Raw genomic sequence first — 25224 nt, forward strand, 5'->3', positions numbered from 1 at the left:
TGGGGAGTGTTACTGCTCCCCACCAGGGCGCTTCTCGTTCGCCGTCCCTCGCGCTAACCCGCCGGAAGGGCGAATTCGCACCACACCGCCTTGCCGCCGCCCAGTGTGCGGCGGCAGCCCCAGGACGAGGCGATGGTGGCGACGATCGAGATTCCGCGCCCGGCCTCGTCCACCGGTTCGGCCCGGCGGCGGCGCGGCAGATGATCGTCCCCGTCCGTCACCTCGATGATCAGGCGGCGGTCGGTGCGGCGCAGCCGCAGCCGCATCGGAGGGGTGCCGTGCTGAAGGGAGTTGGCGACCAGCTCGCTGACGGCCAGTACCCCCAGATCGCGCAGCTCGGTGGGGAAGCGCCAGCTGGCCAGGACGCCGGAGGCGAAGGCGCGGGCGCGCGGTGCGGCTTCCACCCCGCCGAGCAGCTCCAGCGCCGCGTTGTGGAAGAGCTCCGCGTCATGGCCGGTGCGGGCGGGGTGCTGGAGGACCAGCACCGCCACATCGTCGTCGTGCTCCGCGGTGATACCCAGCGCCCGGATCAGGCGGTCGCACGTCACCTGGGGTGAGCCGGTCGCCCCCGCGAAGACCCGCTCGAGCGCGGCGACACCGTCGTAGATGTCCTTGTCGCGGCGCTCGACCAGACCGTCGGTGTAGAGGACGGCGCCGGCTCCGGGGCCGAACGGGACAGAGCCGGAGGTGTGCAGCCAGCCTCCGGTGCCGAGCGGTGGGCCGGTCGGCTCGGCGGCGCGGCGCACGGTGCCGTCCGGGTCGCGGACCAGGATCGGCAGATGGCCCGCGGAGGCATAGACGAGACGGCCCTCATTGGGGTCGTGGACGGCGTAGACGCAGGTGGCGATCTGGTTGGCGTCGATCTCGGCGGCGAGGCCGTCGAGCAGTTGCAGCACCTCGTGCGGGGGCAGGTCCAGCCGGGCGTAGGCCCGGACGGCGGTGCGCAGCTGGCCCATGACGGCGGCGGCCCGCACACCGCGGCCCATGACATCGCCGATGACCAGCGCGGTGCGCCCGGCGCCGAGGGTGATGACGTCGTACCAGTCGCCGCCCACGGCGGCTTCCGTGCCGCCCGGCTGGTAGGTGGCGGCGATCCTGAGGTCGTCGGGCTGCTCCAGCTCCTGGGGCAGCAGGCTGCGCTGGAGGGTGACGGCGGCCTCGCGCTGGAGCCGCTCGCTGGCGCGCAGCCGCTCGGCGGCCTCGACCTGGTCGGTGACGTCCGCGCCGAAGACGAGGACACCGCGGACGGGGGTCGCCGGGGCGGCGGTCTCCTCCGGAGCGGTGGTGTCGGGGCCGGGGCGGACCGCCGTCGGCGCGCCGTCGGCCGGTGCGGCCCCGGCCGGCTGGACGGCCGGGGCCCGGTCGGGGGCGGTGATGGCCGGGAGCGCCATCTCGATCGGGGAGCAGGTGAAGGTGTAGTAGCCGTGGCGCGACCGCCCGCCGCCGGCCGCCTCCGGCTCGGAGCCCGGGGCGGTGGAGGACTCGGCCGCGGGCACCCGACGGGACTTGACCGTACGGGGCTTGCCGCTGCGCAGGACCTGGTCCATGAGCGTCAGCAGCCCCAGCTCCCGCAGCTCGGGCAGGGCTTGGCGGGCAGGTGCGCCGAGCGTGCGGCGGCCGAAGAGGTCGGCATAGGCGTCGTTGGTGTAGGCGATGCGGTGGTCGGGGCCGTAGACGACCGCGACCAGGGCCGGGACCTGGCCGAGCATGTCGTGGACGGACAGCCCGTCGAGGGTCGGGACGGCGGCGGGCGCCTCGGCCTGCGGGGCGGCCACCGCCGCGGGGGACGCTTCGCCGTGCACCGCGGGCTCGGCGCGCTCGCCCCGGGCCGCGGGGACGGAGCCGCCGCCCGGCGTGGGCGCGGGCTGCGGGCGCCGCGCGCCGCGGTCGGCGCGCGAGCCGGTGCGTCGCTGGGTTCGGGGGAGCCGGGCGCTCCAGCGCGTGAAGTTCACTGCGGATTACCTCGCGGGGTGGTGGCTGAGCAGCACGCCGGCGCGGGATCGGGGAGATGGGTGCGGATACGGGGGACGGCCCCCGGGGGAATGCAGCAAACTTCCGAATCCTCGCGGTTGTCACTCTTTGCAGATACGAGCCCACCCATGGTCACACGTCCAGTGTGGCCGACCGGACTGACATCCGTCAGACGCCGAGCGTGGGAGGGGCGTTCCCGGCTCCGCTCGCAGGGATCAACTGGCTTCGGGATGGCGGCCGGTGTCCGCGGCGAGTTTGAACTCGGCACGCGGGTTCTCCAGCGACCCGAGCGAGACGATCTCCCGTTTGAACAGCCCCGACAGGATCCACTCGGCCAGGACGCGTGCCTTACGGTTGAAGGTCGGCACTCGGCTGAGGTGGTAGACACGGTGCATGAACCAGGCCGGATAGCCCTTCAGCTTCCGCCCGTAGACATGCGCGACACCTCTGTGGAGACCCAGGGACGCCACCGAGCCGACGTACTTGTGCTCGTAGTCCTGGAGCGGCCGGCCCCGCATGGCGGCGATCAGGTTCTCGGCCAGGACCTTGGCCTGGCGTACGGCGTGCTGCGCGTTGGGGGCGCACTCAGTGCCGGGCTGCTCCGCCGTACGGTCCGGGACCGCCGCCGCGTCCCCGGCCGCCCATGCATGGTCCACACCCTCCACCTGGAGTGTCGCGGTACAGGTGAGGCGGCCGCGCATGTTCCGCGGCAGATCGGTGGAGGCCAGGATCGGATGCGGTTTGACGCCCGCGGTCCACACCAGGGTGCGGGTGGGGAAGCGTGCGCCGTCGCTCAGGACGGCGACACGGTTCTCGCACGAGTCGAGCCGGGTCTCCAGGCGTACGTCGATGTTGCGGCTGCGCAGCTCGCGGACCGCGTACTGGCCCATCTCCTCGCCGACCTCGGGGAGGATCCTTCCGGTGGCCTCCACGAGGATCCACTTCAGATCCTCGGGCACGATGTTGTGGTAGTAGCGGACGGCGAACCGGGCCATGTCCTCCAGCTCGCCGAGCGCCTCCACGCCCGCGTACCCGCCGCCGACGAACACGAAGGTCAGCGCCGCGTCACGGACGTCGGGATCCCGGGTCGAGGACGCGATGTCCAGCTGTTCCAGCACATGGTTGCGCAGGCCGATGGCCTCCTCGACGGTCTTGAAGCCGATGCCGAACTCGGCGAGGCCGGGGACCGGGAGGGCGCGGGAGACTGATCCGGGGGCCAGGACCAGCTCGTCGTAGTGGATCTCGATCGAGCCGGTGCCCTCCTCCTCGGTGGCGAGGGTTCTGATGGTCGCGACGCGTTTGCCGTGGTGGATCGCGGTGGCCTCGCCGATGACGACCTTGCACTCGGGCAGGACACGCCGCAGGGGCACCACAACATGGCGCGGAGAGATGGACCCGGCCGCCGCCTCGGGGAGGAACGGCTGATAGGTCATGTACGGCTCGGGGTCGACCACGATGACCTGTACGTCGCCTTGCCTCAGCTCCCGCTTCAGCTTCCGCTGGAGGCGCAGCGCGGTGTACATCCCGACGTAGCCACCGCCGACAACGAGAATGCGCGCAGGTTCCTTCACCCTCCCATGAGGCACGCACAACCGCAGTTTGTCCACAGCCCCGACGAATTGTGTGACCGGAGGGCGGGATACAACCGGAGGCCGGAATTCGGCTGGGCGTGCGAAAGGTACGCAGGTCAGCACGGGGGCGCGGGGCGGGGCGCGGGCGAAGTGGCAGGAAATGGCGGTTCGCTGCTCCGACTGGGGGGCGGTCTGTCCGGACCTACCCCCTTCTTTCTTGACCGGGGCTCAACTATGTTCGTACTTCGTCGGGGTTTTGACTGCCCCGGCAGTCTGGGCGGGGAGTCTCCGGGGGGAGACATCATTACCGGGGGATCACTTATGCACCTTCAGGGTTCGTCATGGTCCGCAGCCGTCGCTTCTTCGGACGGGAACGGGGGCCGGAACACTCCGCTGCGCGTGGATGCGCAGCGCAATCTCGAGCATGTTCTACGCGCGGCGCGCGAAGTCTTCGGGGAGCTGGGATACGGGGCTCCCATGGAGGACGTGGCGCGGCGGGCCCGGGTCGGGGTGGGGACCGTCTACCGGCGGTTCCCCAGCAAGGACGTGCTGGTGCGTCGGATAGCCGAGGAGGAGACGGCCCGGCTGACGGACCAGGCGCGCTCGGCACTGGGGCAGGAGAACGAGCCGTGGTCCGCGCTGGCCCGGTTCCTGCGCACCTCGGTGGCGTCCGGCGCGGGCCGGCTGCTGCCGCCGCAGGTGCTGCGGGTCGGGGTCGATGTGGAGACCGAGATCCGGGTGCCGCAGCAGCGGCAGGCGGCCTTAGCCACCACGGCCACCACCGCGCAGCCGGAGCTGCGGTTGGTCGAGCAGCGGCCCGCACCGCGGGGCGAGCCGGACGACGCGGGGGCGGCGGCGCTGCTCGAGGTCGTCGGGCAGCTGGTGGAGCGGGCACGGGCCGCGGGCGAGCTGCGCCCGGATGTGACGGTCGCGGATGTGCTGCTGGTCATCGCCACGGCGGCGCCCTCGCTGCCGGACGCGGCGCACCAGGCCGCGGCGTCGGCGCGGCTGCTGGACATCCTGCTGGACGGACTGCGGTCGCGCCCTGCCGGGTGATGTGACGCCATGGCCGCCTCGGGTACGCGGGGCGGCGGCGCGGCAGGGGCCGCGAGGGGTCCACGCGGTGGGTCCATCGGGCCGTGCTTCAGGCAAATGACAGCTGCTTCAGCTGCTTCAGGCGTACGGCGGCCGGGCGAGCGGTGCCCGGCCGTCATACGGAGCGGCGCGTGCGGGGTCGTTCGCGTTGCGGTCCCCTCGTGGGATCTCCTGTCTGTGCCGGCTGCTCTGTCTGCCGTGGATATGCCGACTGCCGTGCGCGGTGTGGTCGCCGCGTCCGGCGGGAGCGAGGCGGTTCCGGCGGTCGGGGCCCGCACGGTCTCGCGTTCGCCCATAGGTTTCGGGTTCGCCCGTAGGTTTCGGGTTCGTGCGCCACGCCTTCCCCGTACGGGTGAACGTAAGCCTGCGCCGACCGGGAAACTCCGCCGCGCCCGGACCCGGCGGCCGATGGTGTTCCCGGCCCGCCTTGCGATCCACGGCACCAGACGCCGCGGGCTGATCCACGAAGATCGACAGGACAGGACCTAGGCGTCGGAAGGACTGGTGTCCACGGGGTGGCCGAGGTGGCTCAGGGCATCGTCGAGCAGGGCGATGACCTGCTCGGCGGACAGGGCCGCGCCGTCCGCGCGCAGTTCCTCGGCCGCCTCCGTACCCAGCGCCTCGGCGACCCGTGCCGCGGTCCGGCCGGTCTCCTCCCGTCCCTGCGGTGACCGCGGCAGCCGACCGCGCCAGCTGTCGGCCGCTCCCAGCAGCCGTGCGGCGAGCCGTTCCTGTCCGCAGCCGGCCAGGACATCCGCCGTGTACTCGGTCTGCTGGGCCATCAGCCCCTCCGTGCAATGCGCCTCGGCACCGTGGACCAGGGTGTCGCGCAGCGTACGCAGTCCGCCGGGCAGATCGCCCTCCTCCACGCGGATACGGCCGCCCAGCCCACCGGCGACAATCCAGTACTGCGGTGGCGGAGTGCCGCGCTCGGCCCAGTGCGTCGCCTTGTCGTAGGAGGCCCTGGCCGCGGCCACATCGCCGAGGATCAGGTGCATGAGGCCACGCAGCAAGTGGTTGAAGGACCGCACATCCAAGGTGCCGCAGCGCTCCGCCTCCTCCTCGGAGCGGTCGATCAGCTTGGTCGCGCCGTCGAGGTCTCCCTCCTGCACGGCGAGGTCGGCGAGGCGGGTGTAGAGGAACGGCACCTCGGTATGCGCGCCGATCTCACGGGCGAGCCGCCGGGCCTCCTCGTAGGCGGCCCGTGCCTCGGCGAACCGGCCGCGGATACCGGCCATCTCGCCGAATGCGCCCTTCACTTGGGCGAGCATCCAGCGGTCGCCGACGCGGGCGCTCAGTTCGCGCAGCTCGGCCCAGTAGTCATCGGCGTTCTCGAGACCGCCGGGCAGGTCGATCGCCACATGGGTGCGGAACATGAGCGTCACACCGAGCGCCCAGTCGTCGCCGTGCGCCCGGCAGTTGGACACCACCTCGTCCATCAGCGGCATCACCGCGGCGTGGCCATTGAGGACAAAACCGGCGAACGGCCACAGCATCCCGGGGAAGCGGGCGGTCCGGGGGCCGGGGTGGGCGCGGTAGGCGTCGCGGATCCGCTCGGCTCCGAGCCGTGCCTCCTCGTCGCCCATCTCCGGTCCGCGGTACTCGGAGAGCAGGAAGAAGTAGAGCAGCCGCAGGTCCATGAACTGCCAGTAGCGGGTGGCGGCCGCGTCGACGCCGTCCGTGCCGTCGGGGACAGCGACGGGGACGGGGCTCGGGCTCCCGTCCGGGGCCGGTTCGTCCGCGGCGTTCCGCTCGCCTGGGAGATCCGCGCCGTCCGGGAGGTTCTCCAGGGTCAGGGCGGCATGAGCCCAGGCGGCGCCCTCGTCGCGGTAGTTGCGCAGCCACCAGAACCAGCCCAGGGCAAAAAGGATCGCGAAGAGGCTGTCCTCGTCGCGCGCGATCAGCGAACGCTGAAGAGCGGCCCGGATGTTGTCGAGATCGGTCTCGACATGGCGCAGCCACGGCAGTTGTTCGGCCGAGCGCAGACGTGGCTCGGCGGCGCTGACGAAGTCCCGGAACCAGGCGGTGTGACGGGTGAGGGCGGCGGCGTGGTCGGCGCGGGCGGCCGGGTCCTCGGCACCCCGCTCAGCCGCGTATTCATGGATCGTCTCCAGCATGCGGTAGCGGGTTTCGCCCGCCGGGGCAGATGAATCGGCGACCGTCGGGTGCGTGGGGTGGTCGACGACCAGAAGGGACTTGTCGGCCAGCGCCCCGAGCAGTTCCAGAACATCGTGGGGCGCGATCTTTGCGCTGGGGTGTGTATGGGAGCGCGAGGGGGCGTGTGCGTCGGCGTACGCGCCGTTGTCGTGGCCGACTGTGCCGGTGTCGGGCTCGGCGGCGCCGGGCGGCGCGTCCGCGCACACCGCCTCCGCCGCAGCCAGACTCCATCCGCCCGCGAAGACCGAGGCACGGCGCAGCACGGTACGTTCCCGCTCGTCCAGGAGCTCCCAGGACCAGTCGACGACCGCTCTGAGGGTCTGCTGGCGCGGCAGGACGGTTCTGCTGCCGCTGGTGAGCAGACGGAAGCGGTCGTCGAGCCGGTCGGCGATCTGGCGCGGGGTGAGCAGCCGCAGCCGGGCCGCGGCCAGTTCGATCGCCAGCGGCAGTCCGTCCAGGCGGCGGCAGATCTCGGCGACCGCCTCCGCCGTCGCGGGGTCCGCCGCCGGGTCGAATCCGGGACGTACGCTTCCGGCGCGTTCCACGAACAGCTGGTGGGCGGGGATCGGAGGCAGCGGTTCCAGGGGCCGTACGACCTCGCCGGGCACACCCAGCGGCTCACGGCTGGTGGCGAGTACGGTCACGCCCGGACAGTGCGCGAGCAGGGTCTCGGTGAGCCGCGCCGCGGTGTCGATGACATGCTCGCAGTTGTCGAGCAGGAGCAGCAGGGTGCGGTCGGCGCAGTACTCGACGAGGCGGCCGGTGGGATCCGTTCCGTCCGGACTGCTCGTGCGGCCCTCCAGACCGGAGGCGAGCAGCGCCGTCTCACGGCGGCCGACCGCGCTCAGCACGGCGCCGGGGACGGCCGCGGGATGGTCGAGGGGAGCGAGTTCGGCCACCCACACACCGTCCGGGTAGCCGTGCGCCGCGGACGCGGCGATCTCCTCGGACAGCCGGGTCTTACCGGACCCGCCGGGGCCGGTGAGGGTGACCAGCCGTGCGGCGCCCAGGTCCTGGCGCAGGGCGCCGATCTCGCTCTCGCGGCCGACGAAGCTGGTGAGACGGGCCCGGATATTGCTCTGCGGGGGCGTCGGGACGGTGCGGCCGGGGGATGGGGCCGACAGCGGGGGCGAAACAGGCAGTGGAGGTGCGGCGGGCAGCGGGGGCGAGACGGGCGGTGGGGCCTCGTTCTGGCAGTCGGCGCCCGGCGTGTGCTCAGCGTTGCTCATGACGCCGGGTTGCCGGGCGCCGGGTCTGCCGTCCGTGAGCAGCAACTGCCGGTGGAGCTCCTTCAGTTCCGCGCCCGGGTCCGTGCCGAGCCGGTCCGCGAGGGCCCGGCGCACCTGCTCGTACGCCGTGAGGGCGTCGGCCTGGTGACCGCCCGCGCGCAGCGCCCGGATCAGCTGCGCATGGAACGTTTCGTCCAGCGGGTGGTCCGCGACCAGCTCCCGCAGCTCGGGTATCAGGTCCACGGCGTGGCCGAGCGCGAGGTCGGCGTCGATCCGGCGGCGCAGGGCGGTCAGCCGGAGCGCCTCGGGACGGGCGGCCACCGCGTCCCGGTCCGGGAGGTCCGCGAGAGCGGGGCCGCGCCACAGGGCGAGCGCCTGGCGGAGGGCGGTGGCGGCCGTACCGGGGTCGTCGGCGTCCAGGGCGCGTCCGCCGCCCTGGGTCAGCCGCTCAAAGCGCAGCAGGTCGACATCGTCGTGGGGGGTGGCCGTGACGAGGCGGTAGCCCCCGGGCGAGGAGGCGACGTTGTCCTTGCCGATGGCCCGGCGGAGCCGGCCGACGAGCGCCTGGAGCGCGGCGGGCGCGTCGTGCGGGGGTTCGTCGGCCCACACCTCGTCGATGAGGACGTCGACCGGGACCGGCGCGGAGCGGGCGGCGCGGAGGGCGAGCGCGGCGAGCAACGCGCGGATCCGCGGACCACCGAGGGGCAGGGTGTTCCCCTGTGCGTCGCGCGCTTCGCTGGTGCCGAGGATCAGATACCGCACGGGGGCCATTCTCCTAGGTTGCGGATCGCGGAGCGGGATAACAGGGCGGGCGGGAGCATGGGCGGCACTGTGGGGTGGGCCACAGGGTCGCAGCCGCCCCTTGCCCGGACGGGAACGCCACGACGGCCGCTGAGCCGCTCCATCGCAAGGCCGCCCAGGACCGCCCGGACCACCCGCACAACCCGTGCCCGCACCCCGCACCCCAAACCACCCACCCAACACCCCCGGTCCCCGGCACCGCACCCCAATTACCCGCAGGGCGTGCGGCATCGGTAGCCGGAACGCCGTGAGCCGGGGCACCGGAAGCCGGAACGCCGTAGGCCGGAACGCCGTAGGCCGGAACGCCGGAAGCCAGGACACCGGAAGCCGGAACGCCGTGGGGCGGGGCCCATGCCCCAGGACACCGCGGGCGGGGTCGCCGAGGGCGGCGGCGCACGCCGCCCGTCACAGGCTCGGTCGCGGCACTCCGCCCGCCACCGCGCGCTGTCGCGGGGCCGCCGTGCCCGTCCAGCAGGTGCCGCGGCGGGAGACCAGCCGCCGCAACCACACCTCGGTGGAGACGAGTTCGGCCAGGCCGTCCAAGGGCAGCCGCTCGCCCTGGGACGCCGCGCGCAGCGCCTTGCGGACGACGCGAGCCTCGATCAGGCCCGCGTCGGCCAGCAGCGGCGCGTCGAAGAGGGCCAGCAGATCGCCGACCCAGGTGCGCATACCGGTCCGTACGGCGGCGGTGTGGGCGGCCTGGGAGGTGGCGCCCCACCCGATGGGGAGGTCCCGGATGCCGGTTCCGTCGAGGACCGCGCGCAAGACGGCGGCGCGCGCCCCCGGTTGCACACGAAGCGCTTCGGGGAGCGCGCGGCAGGCCCGTACGACCTGGTTGTCGAGGAAGGGCGCGTGCAGACGCTGGCTGCGGACCTCCGCCGCCTGCTCGAAAACGCGGTGGTCCGCGCCGTAGCGGGCGAGGGCGGCGTCGGCGCGGCGCTCCCCCGGGCGGCGCAGCAGGACGGGGCGCACGGCCGCTTCCACCAGCCGGACAGAGACTTCCGCCAGTGCCTCTCCGGTCAGCCAACGGGCCGCGGGGCCGGGGCGGCACCAGGCGAGGGCGGCGAGGGAGGCGGAGACGGCCCCGGGGCCGCCGGGCACCTGATCATCGGTGAAGCGGCGCTCCAGCAGTCGCGCAGCGGCCTCCTCGACGCCGTCCCTATAGGACGTACGAGCCAGCCTGCGCGCCGCGCGGTAGACGGTGAACGGGACGAAGAAGGAGTGGGCCGAGGGCCCGTCGGCCTTGGCGAGCGCGGTCGCCGGACGCAGCAGATGGCGTCTGCGGCGGTCGAGCAGCAGGTCGGCGAGGCGCGCGGGGTGGGCGTCGAGCACTTGGCGGGCGCCATGGCCGACGAAATGGTCGGCGCTGCCCGCGGCGAGCCGGCGCCGGTGGCGTTCGGCGGTGACGAGGGAGGGGCCGGGCTCGTCGGTGAGCGCGCCGCTGTCGAGCGCGGCGTAGGGCAGGGCCTCCTCGCCCGCGGCGACGACCACATGGTGCAGCCGCGGGTCGGCGGCGATGGTTCCGGCGCGCTCCAGCTCCGCCTCGCGGACGCGGGCCCCGCCTGCCGTGGCGAGGTCGTTGAAGGTGACGGCCAGGAGGCGTTCGCCCGCCTCGGTGCCGTGTCCGAGCAGGGTGCCGGGCATCCCGGGGAGTCCGGCGGCGAGCAGCGCGAGGGTTGCGGAGGCACTGCCTCCGGACAGATCGGCGCCGATACCGGGGGCCGGGGCGCCGCGTGCGGCGCGGCGTTCGGCCGGGCCCATGCCGGGGACGGGGCCGGGGTCGAGGCCGCCGCCGGACTCGGGGGCGTGGCGCGGTGCGGTGAGCCGGGCCCGTACGGCCTCCACCAGGGCGTCCCGGACGCCGTCCACGGCCTTGTCCTGGTCGAGTTGGGGCGCGGCGACGGCGAGCGAGGCGGTGGGTTCGTAGCCGGTGACGTCGCGGGCGCCGTCACGCAGGATCAGCGCATGGCCCGGGGGGACGCGTCTGACGCCTCTGTAGGGCGTGCTCGCGCCGACGGCCTCCGGGGAGTCGGGGCAGGCCAGGAGCGCGCCGAGGTGACTGACGTCGAGCTGCGCCTCGATGAGATCGGCGAGCGGGAGGGCGGCGGTGGCGTAGGCGGTGCCGCCCGCCCAGTCGGTGTGGAAGACGGGCCGGGCGCCCGCCAGATCACCGGCGATGGTGACGCGCCGGCCGACCTGGGCGACGGCGGTGTAGCTGCCGGGCCAGGCGGTGAGATGGCGCAGGGCGCCGCCGCGGGCGGCGAACAGGCCCACCCGCAGCTCCTCGTCGGAGGCGCCGCAGCAGCCGAACACGGCGAGCCGGGTGAAGGGGTCGGCCTGGACGACGCGCACCTCGTCGGGGCGCCAATCGCCGACCGCCCACAGTGGATCGGGGTCGGCCCACAGCAGGTGGGCGCCGACCGGTTGGATCGCACGGCCTTCCGGGGGGACCGGGCCGGATGCGGTACTGCTCCACCCCACCAACCACCGCATCGCCGCCTCCACAGGCTGTGGGCATCCAAGGCAACCAAGAAGTAGGTGCCATCATGCACAGCATGTTGACGGTTTCGGCATCGAACCGGACAACTACGCGGATCTCCTGGATGTCCAGTGACCACGGATGACCGCAGGAATCACCAGGGTTGATCACGCGCGGTGTGGTTCCCGTATCGGGCCTCCCCCGGCACCCCTGAGGAGTCCATGAGGGAACACCGCCGGTCGCGACGCACCGTTCCGCCGTGGCCCATGCTGCCACGGTTGAGCCGTACAAGAGCGCAAGGACGCCGACGAGTGTGCGAAGGCACGCGAGCGCGAGCGCGGACCCGGTGCGGTGACGAGCGCACCCCTGGAGACGAGGTCAGCCTCAACTGCCGTCCATGGAAAGCGGCTTCCGGTATGCGGGACGGTGCGGGACAGGGCCGTCCCGTGTCGGGCCTCCCCCTCCGCGGCCCGACACGGGACACCCGGTCCGTGGTGGACGTCGTTGACGGGGACGGGTGTTGGTGCGCGATGACGAACCGTGGCGGGTGCTGGTGAACAACGACAGGCATCGATGGGCGCTATTCAGCCAAAGTTGCGATGGCTCTCTCAACGCCCTTGCGGATGCCCTGTACCGACCCGGTCCGTCGTCGCTCACCCTCCACTCGCCCGTCCCGCCGTCGGTCAACACGACAGTCCGGGAGGCGCTGTTCGCCTCCCGGACCAATCCGCCACCCGCGGGGAATGAGGCGGCGGCGTCCCCCAGCCCACTGGATCCAGTACAGCGGGCCGACCCACGCAGGACCCATCGAAACGTCCTGGCCGTGACTGAGACAGAGCGCACACACAGGCGCACAGCCACACACAGCCGGAGCACGCGAACCGCCCCGCACGCCCGTTCGTACAAGAATCTCGCCATCCGGGACACCACCTCTTAACGGTCGGGATGCGGCGAACTACGCTGGGTTTACGAATGCCCCGTGCTTATGCCGGGGCGGCCGTCGGTGCTGTCGAGGGGTGCGCATGTCCAGGGAGCCACGCGGGCCGAACGAAAAGCTCGGCACCGTTCTCGCCCTCGCTGGGATCAGCAATGCCGGGCTCGCGCGCAGAGTCAACGACCTCGGCGCCCAGCGTGGCCTGACGCTTCGCTACGACAAGACGTCCGTGGCGCGGTGGGTGTCCAAGGGCATGGTCCCGCAGGGCGCCGCGCCCCATCTGATTGCTGCTGCGATCGGCAGCAAACTCGGCCGCCCCGTCCCGCTGCACGAGATCGGTCTCGCCGATGCCGATCCGGCTCCCGAAGTGGGGCTCGCCTTCCCGCGCGACATCGGCCAGGCCGTCCGCTCCGCGACCGAGTTGTACCGGCTGGATCTCGCGGGTCGGCGCGGAGGTGTCGGTATCTGGCAGAGTCTGGCCGGTTCCTTCGCCGTCAGCGCATACGCCACACCCGCCTCCCGCTGGCTCATATCTCCCGCCGACAGCTCGGTGGCGCGCGAGCCCGAGGACGCCGAACCCGCGGCGAGCACCACCAACGGCGCGAGCACCGAGGCATTACCGCAGCGTGTCGGCCACAGTGACGTCACCAAACTGCGCGAGGCCGCCGAGGACGCGCGCCGCTGGGACTCCAAGTACGGCGGTGGTGACTGGCGTTCGTCCATGGTCCCCGAGTGCCTGCGGGTGGACGCGGCGCCGCTGCTGCTCGGCTCGTACAGCGACGAGGTCGGCCGCTCGCTCTTCGGCGCCACCGCCGAACTGACCCGGCTCGCCGGGTGGATGGCCTTCGACACCGGCCAGCAGGAGGCCGCGCAGCGGTACTACATCCAGGCGCTGCGCCTGGCGCGCGCCGCCGCCGACGTCCCGCTGGGCGGGTATGTCCTGGCGTCCATGAGCCTCCAGGCCACCTACAGGGGCTTCGCCGACGAAGGCGTGGACCTCGCCCAGGCCGCCCTGGAGCGCAATCGTGGTCTGGCCACCGCCCGCACCATGAGCTTCTTCCGCCTCGTCGAGGCCCGCGCCCAGGCCAAGTCCGGCGACGGCCCCGCCTGCGGCGCCGCGCTGAAGTCCGCCGAGGGCTGGCTGGAGCGGGCGCGGGCGGGCGACCCCGACCCCTCCTGGCTCGACTTCTACAGCGCGGAGCGGTTCGCCGCCGACGCCGCCGAGTGCTACCGCGACCTCCGGCTGCCCCGCCAGGTGCGGCGCTTCACCGAGCAGGCACTCGCCCGGCCGACGGAGGAGTTCGTACGCTCCCACGGGCTGCGGCTCGTCGTCTCCGCCGTGGCCGAACTGGAGTCCGGGAACCTGGACGCGGCCTGCGCCGCCGGCGCCCGCGCGGTGGAGGTCGCCAACCGCATCTCCTCCGCCCGCACCACGGAGTACGTACGCGACCTGATGAACCGCCTCGAGGCATATCGGGACGAACCACGCGTCGCCGAGCTGCGCGAGCAGGCCCGGCCGCTGCTGGTGGCACAGGCGTGAGCCGGGCCGGGGCCCTGACAGGGGTTTCCGGCCGCTGTCGGTGGCGCAGGTCATGATAGGGATCGACGGTCGGGCGACTGGACGGTGCGGCGTGTGGGGAGGTGCATGACGTGACGGCGTTGGACTGCGACGTGCTGGTGATCGGGGGCGGCATCGTCGGCCTGTCGACGGCGTATGCGCTCACGCGTGCCGCGCCCGGCACGCGGGTGACCGTGCTGGAGAAGGAGGCCGGTCCGGCTCGCCACCAGACCGGGCGGAACAGCGGCGTGATCCACAGCGGGATCTACTACCGGCCGGACTCGCTGAAGGCGCGGTTCGCGGTGCGCGGCGCGGCGGAGATGGTGAAGTTCTGCGCCGAGCACGGCATCGCCCATCAGGTGACCGGCAAGCTGATCGTCGCCACCGAGCGGTCGGAGCTGCCCCGGCTGCACGCCCTGGTCCAGCGCGGCCGGGAGAACGGCATTCCGGTGCGCGAGCTGGGCCCCGCCCAGATCACGGAGTACGAACCGTGGGTGCGCGGCCTGGCGGCGATCCATGTGGGCAGCACGGGCGTGTGCGACTTCGCGGCGGTCGCGGCCCGGCTGGCCCGCCTCGCACAGGACGCGGGCGCCTCCGTGCGGTACGGAGCCGAGGTGCGCACCATCGGGCGGCGCCCCTCGGCGGTCGCGGTGCGCACGGCGGACGGCACGGTGCTGCGCGCCCGCGCCCTGGTCAACTGCGCGGGGCTGCACTGCGACCGGGTCGCCCGGCTGGCCGGTGATGACCCCGGGATGCGGATCGTGCCCTTCCGCGGTGAGTACTACGAGCTGGTGCCCGACCGCGCGTCCCTGGTCAACGGCCTGGTGTACCCCGTGCCCGACCCCGCGTTCCCGTTCCTCGGCGTCCATCTCACCCGCGGCATCGACGGCGGCATCCACATCGGGCCCAACGCGGTGCCCGCGCTCGCCCGGGAGGGGTACGCCTGGCACACGGTGCGCCCGGCGGAGCTGGCGGGCACCCTGGCCTATCCGGGCTCCTGGCGGATAGCCCGCCGCCACTGGCGGTACGGAGCGGGTGAGCTGCACCGCTCGCTGTCCAAGCGCGCCTTCACCGACGCCGTCCGCCGGCTGCTGCCGGATGTGACCGCCGACGATCTGACGGAGGCCCCGGCGGGAGTGCGCGCCCAGGCGGTGCTGCGTGACGGCACCCTGGTGGACGACTTCCTGATCTCGGAGTCACCCCGCGTCGTCCATGTGCTCAACGCCCCCTCCCCGGCGGCGACGGCCTCGCTGCCGATCGGACGCGAGGTGGCCCGGCGGGTGCTGGACACGCTGCGGGCGGGGTGACCGCGGTGACGTGGCGGGGCCGCGCTGCCGCCGTCACTCCCGGAGGGACGACGGGCTGTGGGCTTCCGCACAGCCCTCCCCACGGCCTTCCCCACTGCCTTCACCACGGCCTTCCCCACTGCCGGGGCGGTGTGATGACGCGCACATGCCGTTGCGGCGCGGTGCGCACACATACGCGGTGCGCATACCTGCCGTTCCCGCGCGGCGCCTGTCGCAGGAGGCCGCACGGTACCTGCCCCAGGAGGCGGCGCGGTGTCTGCCCAGGGAGCCGCGCCGTGTCTGCCCCAGGGAGCCGCTCGGTGCCTGCCCCAGGAGGCCGGTCCTCGCGGGCCCCGCCCCCGTCGTACCCCGCCCGTAGAATCGGAAGCACTGTGTCCGAGAACTCCACTGCCCCCGAATCCCCCGCGGAGCCACGCGCCCTGCCCACGCCCCGCGACCGCGGCGAGCCGATGTTCCCCGGCGGTCCCGTCGCCGATCCCGCGGGCTCGCACCACGAGCGCCGGATCCGTTCCTTCCGCCCCCGTCGCGGCCGTGTCACCCTCGGCCAGGGCGAGGCGTTGCGCCGCCTGTGGTCGCAGTGGGGCCTGGACATCGACGGAATGCGCCGTATCGACCTCGGTGAACTGTTCCGCACCGAGGCGACCGGGGGCACCGAGGGCACCACGGGCACCGAGGCGACCGGAGGCACCAAGACGTCCGGGGGCGCCGCGGGCAGCGCGGACGCCGAAGGGCCCGAGAGCGCCGCGGGGGCGCCGCGCCCCGACCTCCCCGTCGTGCTGGAGATCGGCTTCGGCATGGGCGAGGCCACCGCGCAGATGGCCGCCGCAGACCCCGGCACCGGCATCCTCGCCGCCGATGTCCACACCCCCGGCCAGGGCAATCTGCTCGCCCTCGCCGAGCGCAACGGCCTGACCAACATCCGGGTCGCGAACGGCGACGCGATCATCCTGCTGCGCGAGATGCTGGCGCCCGCCGCCCTCTCCGGGCTGCGGATCTTCTTCCCCGACCCCTGGCCGAAGAAGCGGCACCACAAGCGCCGACTGATCCAGCCCGAGTTCATCGAGCTCGCCGCCACCCGGCTGAAGCCCGGTGCGCTGCTGCACTGCGCGACCGACTGGGAGCCGTACGCCGAGCAGATGCTCGAGGTCCTCACCGCGAGCCCCGCGTTCGACAACACCCAGCCCGACGGCGGCTACAGCCCCCGCCCGGACTTCCGTCCGCTCACCAAGTTCGAAGGCCAGGGGCTGAACAAGGGGCATCGGGTCCACGACCTGATCTTCCGCCGCAACGACACATAGCGACCCCGAGGGGATGGGCATAATCCCTCAGTCCGCCACACCCCCTTTCGTTAGGGTCCGTTGAGTGCAGCATCAGTCCCAGCCCCCTCAGCAGCCGCCCGAACCGCCGCCGGCCGCACCGCCGACGGCGCCGACCGACAGGCCGTACGACCCGGCCCACCAGGCGCCGTACGGTCAGCAGCCGTGGTTCGACGGAGCGACCGCCCCGGCGGGCTGGCCGCATCCGCCGCGCCGCCGTCTGTGGGGCAGGCACGGCCGCCTCGGCAGCCTCTGGGACAACAAGTCGCTGCGCGCCACCGCGCTGGTGCTGCTGCTCTCGGTCTCCGGCCTGGTCATCCTGGCGCTGGTGCGCGAGCAGACCGGCACCAAGGGATTCCTGGTGGGGCTCGGCCTCGCCGTACTGCCCGTACCGCTGATCATCGCGGCCTTCCGCTGGGTGGACCGCGTCGAGCCGAAACCCTGGCGGAACCTCCTCTTCGCGTTCGCCTGGGGGGCATGCGCCGCGACGCTGGTCGCGCTGATCGCCAACGGTTTCGCGACCGAGTGGCTGATGACCACCATCGACTCCTCGTCCGCCTCCCGCCGGACCGACGCGAACACCTGGGGCGCCACGCTCGTCGCCCCGTTCGTGGAGGAGAGCGCCAAGGCGGCCGCCGTGCTGCTGCTCTTCCTCTTCCGCCGCCGCGACTTCAACGGGATCATGGACGGTGTCGTCGTCGCCGGAATCACCGCCACCGGCTTCGCCTTCACCGAGAACATCCTCTATCTCGGCTCGGCCTTCGTCAGTGACCAGGAGTTCGGCTACTCCGGGATACGGTCCACCACCGCGGCCACCTTCTTCATCCGCGGCGTGGTGTCCCCCTTCGCGCATCCGCTCTTCACCGCCATGACCGGTGTGGGCTTCGGCATAGCCGCGGCGGCGGCCCGCCATCAACGCGTCCGCCGCGCCCTGGTGCCGATCGCGGCGCTGCTGGCGGCGATGGTGCTGCACGGCGTGTGGAACGGCTCGGCGACGCTCGGGGGGTACGGCTTCATCACCGTCTACCTCCTGTTCATGGTCCCGGTCTTCGGGCTGCTGACCTGGCTCACGATCTGGTCCCGCGGCAAGGAGCTGCGCGCCGTACAAGAACAGCTCAGCGCGTATCAGGCGGCGGGCTGGCTCACCCCACCCGAGCCGGTCGCCCTGGGGTCGATGCGGGCCCGCGGCATAGCCCGTGACCTCGCGCGGCGCACCGGTGGCGCGGCGGCGGCCCGTACGGTCGCCGAGTACACCGGCTACGCGACCTCCCTGGCCTTCCTGCGGCGGCGCGCCCACCGGGGCATGGCGGGGCCGGACTTCACCGCCCAGGAGAAGGAACTGCTGGACCGCCTCTGGGAGCGGCGGGAGGCGGCACAGCCGGCGCTCGCGCACGCGGCGCTTGCGGTGCCGATCCGACGGCCGCGCCCGGTCCCCCGCCCGGTGCCGGGGGCGGTGCCCCCGGCGTTCTGGCCCGCGGCGCCGTACGGCGGGTACGGGGCGGGCGGGTACGGAGCTGCCGGGTACGGATACGGATACGGGGGGCAGCAGACGTACGCGGGACAGGCCGCGTACGGAGCCCAGCCGCCGTACGGGGCCCAGCCCGGCGGACAGCCGCCGGGGGCGCAGCAGCCGCACAGCGGACAGACACCGCACAGCGGGCAAACCCCGCCGGGCACACCGCAGACCGCCCCTCCACCGTACGTTCCACAGGGGCGTCCCAACTGGTCGGTTCCCTATGGATCCGGGGGTCCGCAAAGTCATGTGTAACCTTCCGCCCGTTTTTGACGTGCTCCTTAGTAGAAACGGGGAGCACGCGGGGGGCGCGGGGAACACATGTCGGCACCAACACACCGATCACAACCGTCACATCCACCGATACATCCGGATGTCGACGAGTTCAACGCGGCCACGGCGAAGCGGCCGGTGTCCGCGGTCCATGCGGCGGCGAGCGGGGATGCCCCTGCCCGGCAGCGCTGGGACCGGCTGACCGCCGAAGGCGACCTGCGTCCTGCCATCAACTCCTGGCCCCGCGCCCATAACCGGATGCGGGCCCCCTTCCGGCACGGCCCGCCCACCGATCTCCCCGATCTCACCGATCTCGCCCCGGACGGGGCGGCGCTGATCCACGCCCTGCGCCGCGGGAAGCCTGTCGGCTCCACCGACCGGGGCCGGATCCCCCTGCTCGACCTCTCGCCCGGCTGCCGTCCGAACGGCCCGAAGCCCCTGACCCGGCGCAGCCGTCCCCAGGGCTCGCAGCGGTCGAGCCGTCATAGCCGCGGCACCCGCCACCCGATCAACGCCGGTACGAGCGAACGCCGGACCACGAAGGTCTTCACCACGCTGGAGACGACACTCACGAAGCAGTGCGTCCGGCGCGGTCTCAAAGCGAGCACGGGTCCGCCGGGCACATCTCCGCCCGGCGGACCGTGGCCACGCACACCCGGCACTCCAGTACCGCACAGCAGCACGCGCAGCTCGCCCTGACGCCCTCGGGCGCCGAGGTCTCCGTTCTCCAGGCAACGCCCGCCCCCTCAGCATCCGCTTCTCCCCGTCCCCATGAGCACAACCGCGAGGAAGCGCAGCGGCGTTGCCGACTCACACTTCCCACAACACCCATAAGAGGTTTGCTTTGATCTCCCTACGCTCACTCCGCATCGTCGCGGTGCCCTCGCTCGCCGTCGCCCTCCTCGCCGCCTGCTCCGGCTCGTCCGACAAGGTGGACCCGGCGAAGGCCAAGCCCGCCCGGATATCCGTCACCCCGAACAGCGACTCCGACGCGGTAGCCCCCAACGCCAAGGTCAAGGTGACCGCCTCCCACGGCACCCTCACCAAGGTCCGCATCACCCCCGACGGTGCGGGCTCCCACGCCGTCTCGGTGACCGGCTCGCTCTCCTCCGGCAAGGACAGCTGGCGCTCCAACCGCCCCATGACACCGGGCACCACCTACACCGTCGAGGCCACCGCCACCAACGCCGCGGGCCGCACCGCCACCCAGCGCTCCACCTTCCGCACCCGCGCCGCCAAGCAGGTCAACGGCGTCACCGTCACCCCCTCCAACGACGCCACCGTCGGCGTCGGCCAGCCGGTCTCCGTGGCCTTCGACCACCCGGTCACCGACAAGGCCGCGGTCGAGCGCCAGCTCTCCGTCTCCACCTCACCCAAGACCGAGGGCTCCTGGGGCTGGACCAAGGACCCGCTCACCGGCACCGAGCGCGTCGACTGGCGCCCCAAGTCCTACTGGCACAAGGGCACCAAGGTCACCCTCCGCGCCCGCCTCAGCGGTGTGGACACCGGCAACTCCCGCTATCTCCGCCGCGATGTCAACAGCACCTTCACCATCGGCACGGCGCGTGTCTCCAAGGTCGACCTCAACAAGCACACCATGACCGTCTTCGAGGACGGCAAGGAGCAGAAGTCCATCCCGATCTCCGGTGGCCAGCCTGCTTACCCCACCTGGAACGGCAAGATGGTCGTCCTCGACAAGGCCCCCATGGTCCGTATGACCAGCGATTCCGTCGACATAGCCGACCCCTACAACAAGGACGTCCCCTGGGCCGTCCACCTCACCACCTCCGGCACCTACGCCCACGCCGCCCCCTGGAACGAGGGCCGCGGCTACTTCGGCCGCTCCAACCAGTCCCACGGCTGCGTCGGCATGTCCGAAGCCGACGGCAAGTGGTTCTACGACCGCGCCACCCGCGGCGACCTCGTCGAGGTCACCGGCTCCACCCGCGCAACCGTCGCCACCGGCAACGGCATCGGCGACTGGAACCTCTCCTACTCGGCTTGGCAGAAGCTCAGCGCCCTGCGCTGAGTCCCTACACATCGCTGTGCCCCTCCCCACCATCTCGATAGGGAGGGGCACAGTCCCATGCGCCTGCACAGACGCACCCCGCGCGAGCGGGAGCTGCTCGACCGACCGTGGGAGCGCTGCGGTACAGCCCCACCAGCCCTGACCCGCGCGGCCTCTCCCTCCCCTCCCCGTAGCCCCCAGGCCCACCGCAGGGCCCATGTCCGCCCCCTTCTGGCCCCCTGCCGTACGGGGGCTACGGCTCCCCGGGCCTCGGGTACGGCTACGCCCCAGCCACCTCACTCGCAGCGGCCCCTGCACCCGACGTGCACCTCCCACCCGTCGTACACCCCCAGCCACCGCCCCCGCGGGCTCACAAACCCACCCAGCATCGGGATGTAGGACACTGGAGCCATGCGCGTGGCACACCCATCCAGCCCCGATGTCTCGGCCCGGATGAGCCGGCAGACCAACCGGGACACCGGTGTCGAGCGGGCGGTGCGGCAGCTCCTCCATGCCTCCGGGTACCGCTACCGGATCCACTATCCGGTGCCGGGCATGCCCAGGCGGAAGATCGACATCGCGTTCACGGGTGCCAGGTTGGCCGTTCTCATCGACGGCTGCTTCTGGCACGGCTGCCCGGAGCACGCCACCAGTCCCAAAGCGAACGCGGAATGGTGGCGTCAGAAGCTCGATCGCAACATCGAACGGGACCAGGAGACGAACGCGCAGCTGCTGGCGGAAGGCTGGACGGTGCTGCGTTTCTGGGAACACGAGTCAGCGGACGCCGTCATGCTTCAGGTGGCGGCAGCCGTCGACCGGGCGAAGGCCGGTCGACGGAAACGACGGCGTTAGGGCGGGGCCGATGAGCGAACTACGATTCGTCGATGTGTGCGCGGGGGCGGGGGGACTGGCTTTGGGAGTAGAGCAGGCCGGCTTCGAACCCGTACTGCTCCTGGACGAGAAGCTGGTGGCCTGCGACACCCTGCGCATGAACCGACCGGCGTGGCAGGTTCTGGGAACGGACCTGCTGGAATTCTCTCCTTCGCAGCACCGGGAAATCTACGACGTCGATCTGTTGTCGGCCGGTCTGCCGCGCGTCAAGTCCAGCGCCACCGTCGCGCGCACCGAGACAGAGGTAGAGCTGCGATTGCTGGAGGCAACCGTCTATCTGGCGCATGCCGTCCAGCCCCGAGCCCTGCTCATCGAGAACGTGCCGGGGCTGGTGGGCGCGCCCGAGTACGAGCCGATACGGGAGTTCATCCGCAAGGAGCTCGATCATCTCGGCTACCGGTTCCGGTGGTTCGTCCTGAACGCAGCCGACTTCGGGGTGCCGCAAGACCGGAAGCAAGGCCTGCTCGTCGCGCTCAAGAAGCAGTACTTCGACGCGTTCCGTCCACCGGAGCCGACGGTTCGCGAGCATCTGTCCGTGGGCCGCGCCCTGCGCCGCTCGATGGCTATGCGCGGTTGGCGGGACGCCGACCGATGGGCAGCTCAGGCGCTCAGTGTGGCCCCGACCCTGGTGGGTGGATCGGATAGGCGGGGAGGCGCGGATCTGGGGCTGACCGGGACGAAGAAGGCCTGGGCCCGAATGGGAGTCGATGGGGGCACCGTGGCCGACGACGTCCCTGGCCCGGACTTCACCTGGGCGCCGGAGACAGGGCGGCACGGGATGGTCAGGATCACGACGGAACAGGCCGCGCTCCTGCAGGGCTTCCCGTCCGATTGGGGATTCGCCGGGAAGAAGACGGCCCGCTATCGCCAGATCGGGCACGCCTCACCGCCACCGGTGGGCAGGGCGCTCGGGCTGGCGATCCGAGCCGCGCTCGGGGCCCCCGCGGACCCCGTCGCCGGCTACACTTCAACCCCATGAACAACCCGGGAACACTCGCTCACCATCTCGACGATGTACGCATCTTGGACCTTTTCGCAGGTCCTGGCGGACTCGATGTGGCGGCGCACTTCCTGGGCTTCAAGAGCATCGGGATCGAGTGGGACCGAAACGCGTGCGAGACGCGGTACGCGGCAGGACTGCCGACGATTCACGCCGATGTGAGCGTCATGCGTGAGACCCGCTTCGATGAAATCCCCAAATCGGTCGACGTGCTCGCCGGGGGGCCGCCCTGTCAGTCCTTTTCCGTCGCCGGCAACGGCGCTGGACGGCGAGCTCTGGACACAGTGAAGGAGTTCATTCACCGCATTGTGGACGGGGAAGATGAAGCCCGGATCGACGAGGATCTGCACTCCCTCGGCGACTCACGCACCGCGTTGGTGCTGGAGCCCCTCCGCTGGCTCATCAAAGCGATCGAAACAGAGGGCCGAGACCCGTACAGGGTGATCGTTCTGGAGCAGGTACCCGAGGTCCTGCCCCTCTGGGAGGTCTACACGAGGCTTCTGCGCGGCGGCGAGGGACGACTCGCGGGCGTCAAGTACGAGGCAGAATGCTGGAAGTTGAAAACCGAGCAGTTCGGGGTGCCGCAGACGCGCACACGTGCCGTACTCGTCGCCCGACTCCCGGGAGAGGGGGCCATCGAACCCCTCAAAGCGACTCATCTGCCCTTCGAGCTGCATCGAGGGAAACGCAACGCGCCCCAGGCGGATACGTTCCCGACTGATTTCACGATTCCCGGGGCCAAGCAGCGCTGGATCGCCATGGCGGAGGCGCTCGATGCGGTGAGCAAGCTGAAGGACTCCCCCGTGGACGTGTCCCGGCTCCGGACGGGAAGCGAGACCAAGTTCTTCATCGTGTCGAACTACGGATCCGGAGGCGACCCGAAGAACCGAGGTCGACGCAAGTCCTCCGAGCCCGCCTTCACGGTCACCGGGAAGATCTCTCGAAACAAGGTCTACAAAAGCCTGGCGGACTACGAGGCCGACCGATTCGACCGTTTCACCATTCCGGAAGCCGGAGTTCTCCAAACTTTCCCGCACAACTACCCGTGGTCCGGGAACGATCAGGCCCAGCAGGTCGGCAATGCCGTACCTCCACGACTGGGCATGCACGTACTGAGCAGGGCATTGCGGGGAGGAACCCCCTCGGACGAGGAGTTGGCGGCCTTGAGCACGTGGCCGAGCGTGTCCCCAGCCACCACGGATGAACTGCGTCGCCTCGGGTGCGGTGATCAGAGTCAATGTCCTCCGAAGTCACACAAGGTCACTCGCTCTCGCCGCGAGACCGCCCCCTGACCTGAGCGTCCGCGAACAGTTCCGCGAAGTGACCGACCAGCCGCTCCACCGACTCCGCTGGAGCCTGCTGCTCCTCCGGGCCCTCGGGCAGATTGTTCCTGGGCGATGGGAGAGCGGATTCGGCACCTGCGATCCAGTCACGTAGCGGCTCCCCGTCGCGTTCCACGTCCGAAGCGATGACGTCGTACATCAGGGTCGCCGCTGCGGCGTTGACCGCGGACGTCATGGCGTTCACTTCTCGACCGGTGCGCAGAGTCCCTCGCTCCATCAGTCTCACGAGAGCCAGAGCAGTGGGGCGATGGTCGATGGCATCCAGCCGAAGAGCCGAGTTGAGCATGTCCTGATTGCCGCAAGCCACGACGACAGGTCGATAGTCCGAGCCGTCGCGGAAGAGTTCAGCTGCCCACCAGAGTCGAGCGAACGTCTGCTTGTAGTGCGGGCCGACGAACCTGTCGCGGGCCACACGTCCGGGCGAACCGTCCGCCTTCGATTCGGACCGGTGCCGCCACACGACGTAGTCCGGCGCCACGCCAAGGGACAGATACGTCCAAAGGCGCCTGTCTGCCGCTTCGCGACGGGTCAGACGAAGGGTCTCGTGCAGACGCGGCGCCAACCACGCATCCGCAGCGGTGGGACGCTCGTCCCGGAACCTGTCCAGCGCGTGGTCGATCAGATCCCGGACTCGGTCAAGCCGCAGACGGGCGTCGTCATCCGGGAGCGGCTCGGCAACCTTGTTCAGCGCGATGGACGGGACGTTGTCGCGTCCCTCGAGCAGACCTGCGGAGATGTACTCGGCGGCCTGTACATCGGAGATCAGGGCAAGCCGTTCCGGCAGGTACTCTGGGCGCGAAGTCACGCGTGAGCCTCCTGGTCGAGTCGTTCGATGTCGCGGACGGTGGAGGCCAAGGCACTGGGGACCTCGGCACGCCGCGCGGCCGCGTACTGGATACGCGGCTGCAAATCCGCCCAGCTCCCCTCGCCGGTACGCCGGACGTGTACCTCACGGAGAGCGTCCTGCTCCGACCGCCCGGGGACGATGTCCGGAAGCATTTCTCGGAGCACCGCGCCTCGCCAGTCCGGCGGGAAGAGCGGAGTCCCATCTTCCTCGATCTCCAGGTCGCCGATGGCGGTGTGAAAGACAGCGGTCCACACTTCGGCGCACATCTGGGCCAGCAGCATCTCGCGCACTACGCTCTCCACCTTCGAGCCCTGGCCTTCCACAAGCCCTACAAGCCCCTCGAAATCCGAGTTCAGGCGGACAGTGGGCATCCGGCCCGAGGTGTCCACGACCCAGGGCGCGTGCTGGAAGCTCCGCAGCCACTCGGCGCCGCGAGCGAAACTGACCGTGCTGACCTCGAGCTGGCGATCCCTGAGCGGGGTCTCGGCCGTCACGTCGACCATCCAGTCCTGCTCGGTGGAGGCGATGATCCGACCCGCCATCCCACCTACCGTGGCCACCACATGCACAGCGAGGGACGCGCGGTCCAAGTGGTCTTCTCGGTCGAGTTCAATCTCCCCGGTCCAGTCCCTGCCGCTCTCCGCGGCGGGCTCCAACCCAGCGACGATCCGTGCGTTGGTGGCCCCCTCCGTCAGAACAGCGACAACCGCGATGTCGGACCAGTGTCCCTTTGTCTCGATCTCACGCGCCGGCACGGTCGCCCTCAGGGTGAGCCGCGCGGTCTGCCAGTCATCGCGCTCCGCCATGCCGAGCGCCACGACCTGCTCGACGACCGAACTCGCCCTGGCATCCAACTGCTCGCGGGCGTCCCCGGGGCCGCGCAGCCGCACGCCTGTGACTCTCGCCGTCACCTTGCCGGTCAGCCGAGGAT

16 protein-coding genes are annotated in these 25224 nt (G+C 71.7%); 10 read left to right on the top strand and 6 right to left on the bottom strand.

The genetic code is table 11. From position 1 onward, the window contains the following. Nucleotides 1-53 precede the first annotated feature (53 nt). Nucleotides 54-1952, bottom strand: coding sequence for an ATP-binding SpoIIE family protein phosphatase (locus tag AC4BEG_RS15390; protein WP_490706442.1), 1899 nt, complete (start codon nt 1950-1952; stop codon nt 54-56). Nucleotides 1953-2186: 234 nt separating this feature from the next. Next, nucleotides 2187-3494 (bottom strand): NAD(P)/FAD-dependent oxidoreductase, encoded by a 1308-nt coding sequence (locus tag AC4BEG_RS15395; RefSeq protein ID WP_490707092.1) that lies wholly within the window; start codon nt 3492-3494, stop codon nt 2187-2189. Between the two features lie 369 nt (nt 3495-3863). Between AC4BEG_RS15395 and AC4BEG_RS15400 the strand changes: the two genes are divergently transcribed. Next, the gene (locus tag AC4BEG_RS15400) at nt 3864-4598 is read left to right on the top strand and encodes a TetR/AcrR family transcriptional regulator (protein ID WP_490706443.1); all 735 of its coding nucleotides are present in this window, start codon (nt 3864-3866) and stop codon (nt 4596-4598) included. Nucleotides 4599-5122: 524 nt separating this feature from the next. On the opposite strand, the gene AC4BEG_RS15405 is transcribed toward AC4BEG_RS15400, so the two are convergent. Both AC4BEG_RS15405 and AC4BEG_RS15410 read right to left on the bottom strand, forming a co-directional pair. Then, nucleotides 5123-8785: an AfsR/SARP family transcriptional regulator gene (locus tag AC4BEG_RS15405; protein WP_490707093.1), complete on the bottom strand. Its 3663-nt coding sequence runs from the start codon at nt 8783-8785 to the stop codon at nt 5123-5125. 444 nt (nt 8786-9229) lie between these two features. Next, nucleotides 9230-11317 (bottom strand): asparagine synthase-related protein, encoded by a 2088-nt coding sequence (locus tag AC4BEG_RS15410; RefSeq protein WP_490706444.1) that lies wholly within the window; start codon nt 11315-11317, stop codon nt 9230-9232. A 1008-nt stretch (nt 11318-12325) separates the two neighbouring features. Here AC4BEG_RS15410 and AC4BEG_RS15415 point away from each other — a divergent pair. The 9 genes from AC4BEG_RS15415 (at nt 12326) to AC4BEG_RS15455 (ending at nt 23395) form a co-directional block, all read left to right on the top strand. Continuing rightward, nucleotides 12326-13777, top strand: coding sequence for an NsdA family TPR-like regulatory protein (locus AC4BEG_RS15415; protein ID WP_490706445.1), 1452 nt, complete (start codon nt 12326-12328; stop codon nt 13775-13777). Nucleotides 13778-13887: 110 nt separating this feature from the next. Then, on the top strand, nt 13888-15102 hold the full coding sequence (lhgO, locus tag AC4BEG_RS15420) for an L-2-hydroxyglutarate oxidase (protein WP_490706446.1): 1215 nt from the start codon (nt 13888-13890) through the stop codon (nt 15100-15102). A 371-nt stretch (nt 15103-15473) separates the two neighbouring features. Then, complete coding sequence (trmB, locus tag AC4BEG_RS15425) at nt 15474-16400, top strand: tRNA (guanosine(46)-N7)-methyltransferase TrmB (protein ID WP_490706447.1); 927 nt, start codon at nt 15474-15476, stop codon at nt 16398-16400. A gap of 64 nt (nt 16401-16464) precedes the next feature. Further along, nucleotides 16465-18186, top strand: a complete 1722-nt coding sequence (locus AC4BEG_RS15430) for a PrsW family glutamic-type intramembrane protease (RefSeq protein ID WP_490706448.1) — start codon at nt 16465-16467, stop codon at nt 18184-18186. A 156-nt stretch (nt 18187-18342) separates the two neighbouring features. Next, nucleotides 18343-18903: a hypothetical protein gene (locus AC4BEG_RS15435; RefSeq protein ID WP_490706449.1), complete on the top strand. Its 561-nt coding sequence runs from the start codon at nt 18343-18345 to the stop codon at nt 18901-18903. 145 nt (nt 18904-19048) lie between these two features. Beyond that, nucleotides 19049-20233 (top strand): L,D-transpeptidase, encoded by a 1185-nt coding sequence (locus AC4BEG_RS15440; protein ID WP_490706450.1) that lies wholly within the window; start codon nt 19049-19051, stop codon nt 20231-20233. A gap of 390 nt (nt 20234-20623) precedes the next feature. Continuing rightward, nucleotides 20624-21064: a very short patch repair endonuclease gene (locus AC4BEG_RS15445; RefSeq protein ID WP_490706451.1), complete on the top strand. Its 441-nt coding sequence runs from the start codon at nt 20624-20626 to the stop codon at nt 21062-21064. A 10-nt stretch (nt 21065-21074) separates the two neighbouring features. After that, nucleotides 21075-22082, top strand: coding sequence for a DNA cytosine methyltransferase (locus AC4BEG_RS15450; protein ID WP_490706452.1), 1008 nt, complete (start codon nt 21075-21077; stop codon nt 22080-22082). Then, complete coding sequence (locus tag AC4BEG_RS15455; RefSeq protein WP_490706453.1) at nt 22079-23395, top strand: DNA cytosine methyltransferase; 1317 nt, start codon at nt 22079-22081, stop codon at nt 23393-23395. Before AC4BEG_RS15450 ends, AC4BEG_RS15455 begins: the two co-directional genes overlap by 4 nt. Here the strand turns inward: AC4BEG_RS15455 and AC4BEG_RS15460 are convergent. Both AC4BEG_RS15460 and AC4BEG_RS15465 read right to left on the bottom strand, forming a co-directional pair. Next, the gene (locus AC4BEG_RS15460) at nt 23364-24251 is read right to left on the bottom strand and encodes a DUF6339 family protein (RefSeq protein WP_490706454.1); all 888 of its coding nucleotides are present in this window, start codon (nt 24249-24251) and stop codon (nt 23364-23366) included. The genes AC4BEG_RS15455 and AC4BEG_RS15460 overlap by 32 nt on opposite strands. Continuing rightward, nucleotides 24248-25183 carry a hypothetical protein gene (locus AC4BEG_RS15465; RefSeq protein WP_490706455.1) on the bottom strand — a complete coding sequence of 312 codons (936 nt, stop codon included), beginning with the start codon at nt 25181-25183 and terminating at the stop codon, nt 24248-24250. Before AC4BEG_RS15465 ends, AC4BEG_RS15460 begins: the two co-directional genes overlap by 4 nt. Nucleotides 25184-25224: the final 41 nt, after the last annotated feature.

It is taken from the genome of Streptomyces sp. JLBJ103 (assembly GCF_058215575.1).

What these genes read in the sequence shown, in the direction of transcription:
- AC4BEG_RS15415 (WP_490706445.1), top strand. Translation starts at nt 12,326, where the DNA reads ATGTCCAGGGAGCCACGCGGGCCGAACGAAAAGCTCGGCACCGTTCTC.
- AC4BEG_RS15395 (WP_490707092.1), bottom strand. Translation starts at nt 3,494, where the DNA reads ATGTACACCGCGCTGCGCCTCCAGCGGAAGCTGAAGCGGGAGCTGAGG.
- AC4BEG_RS15410 (WP_490706444.1), bottom strand. Translation starts at nt 11,317, where the DNA reads ATGCGGTGGTTGGTGGGGTGGAGCAGTACCGCATCCGGCCCGGTCCCC.
- AC4BEG_RS15400 (WP_490706443.1), top strand. Translation starts at nt 3,864, where the DNA reads ATGCACCTTCAGGGTTCGTCATGGTCCGCAGCCGTCGCTTCTTCGGAC.
- AC4BEG_RS15455 (WP_490706453.1), top strand. Translation starts at nt 22,079, where the DNA reads ATGAACAACCCGGGAACACTCGCTCACCATCTCGACGATGTACGCATC.
- AC4BEG_RS15445 (WP_490706451.1), top strand. Translation starts at nt 20,624, where the DNA reads ATGCGCGTGGCACACCCATCCAGCCCCGATGTCTCGGCCCGGATGAGC.
- AC4BEG_RS15450 (WP_490706452.1), top strand. Translation starts at nt 21,075, where the DNA reads ATGAGCGAACTACGATTCGTCGATGTGTGCGCGGGGGCGGGGGGACTG.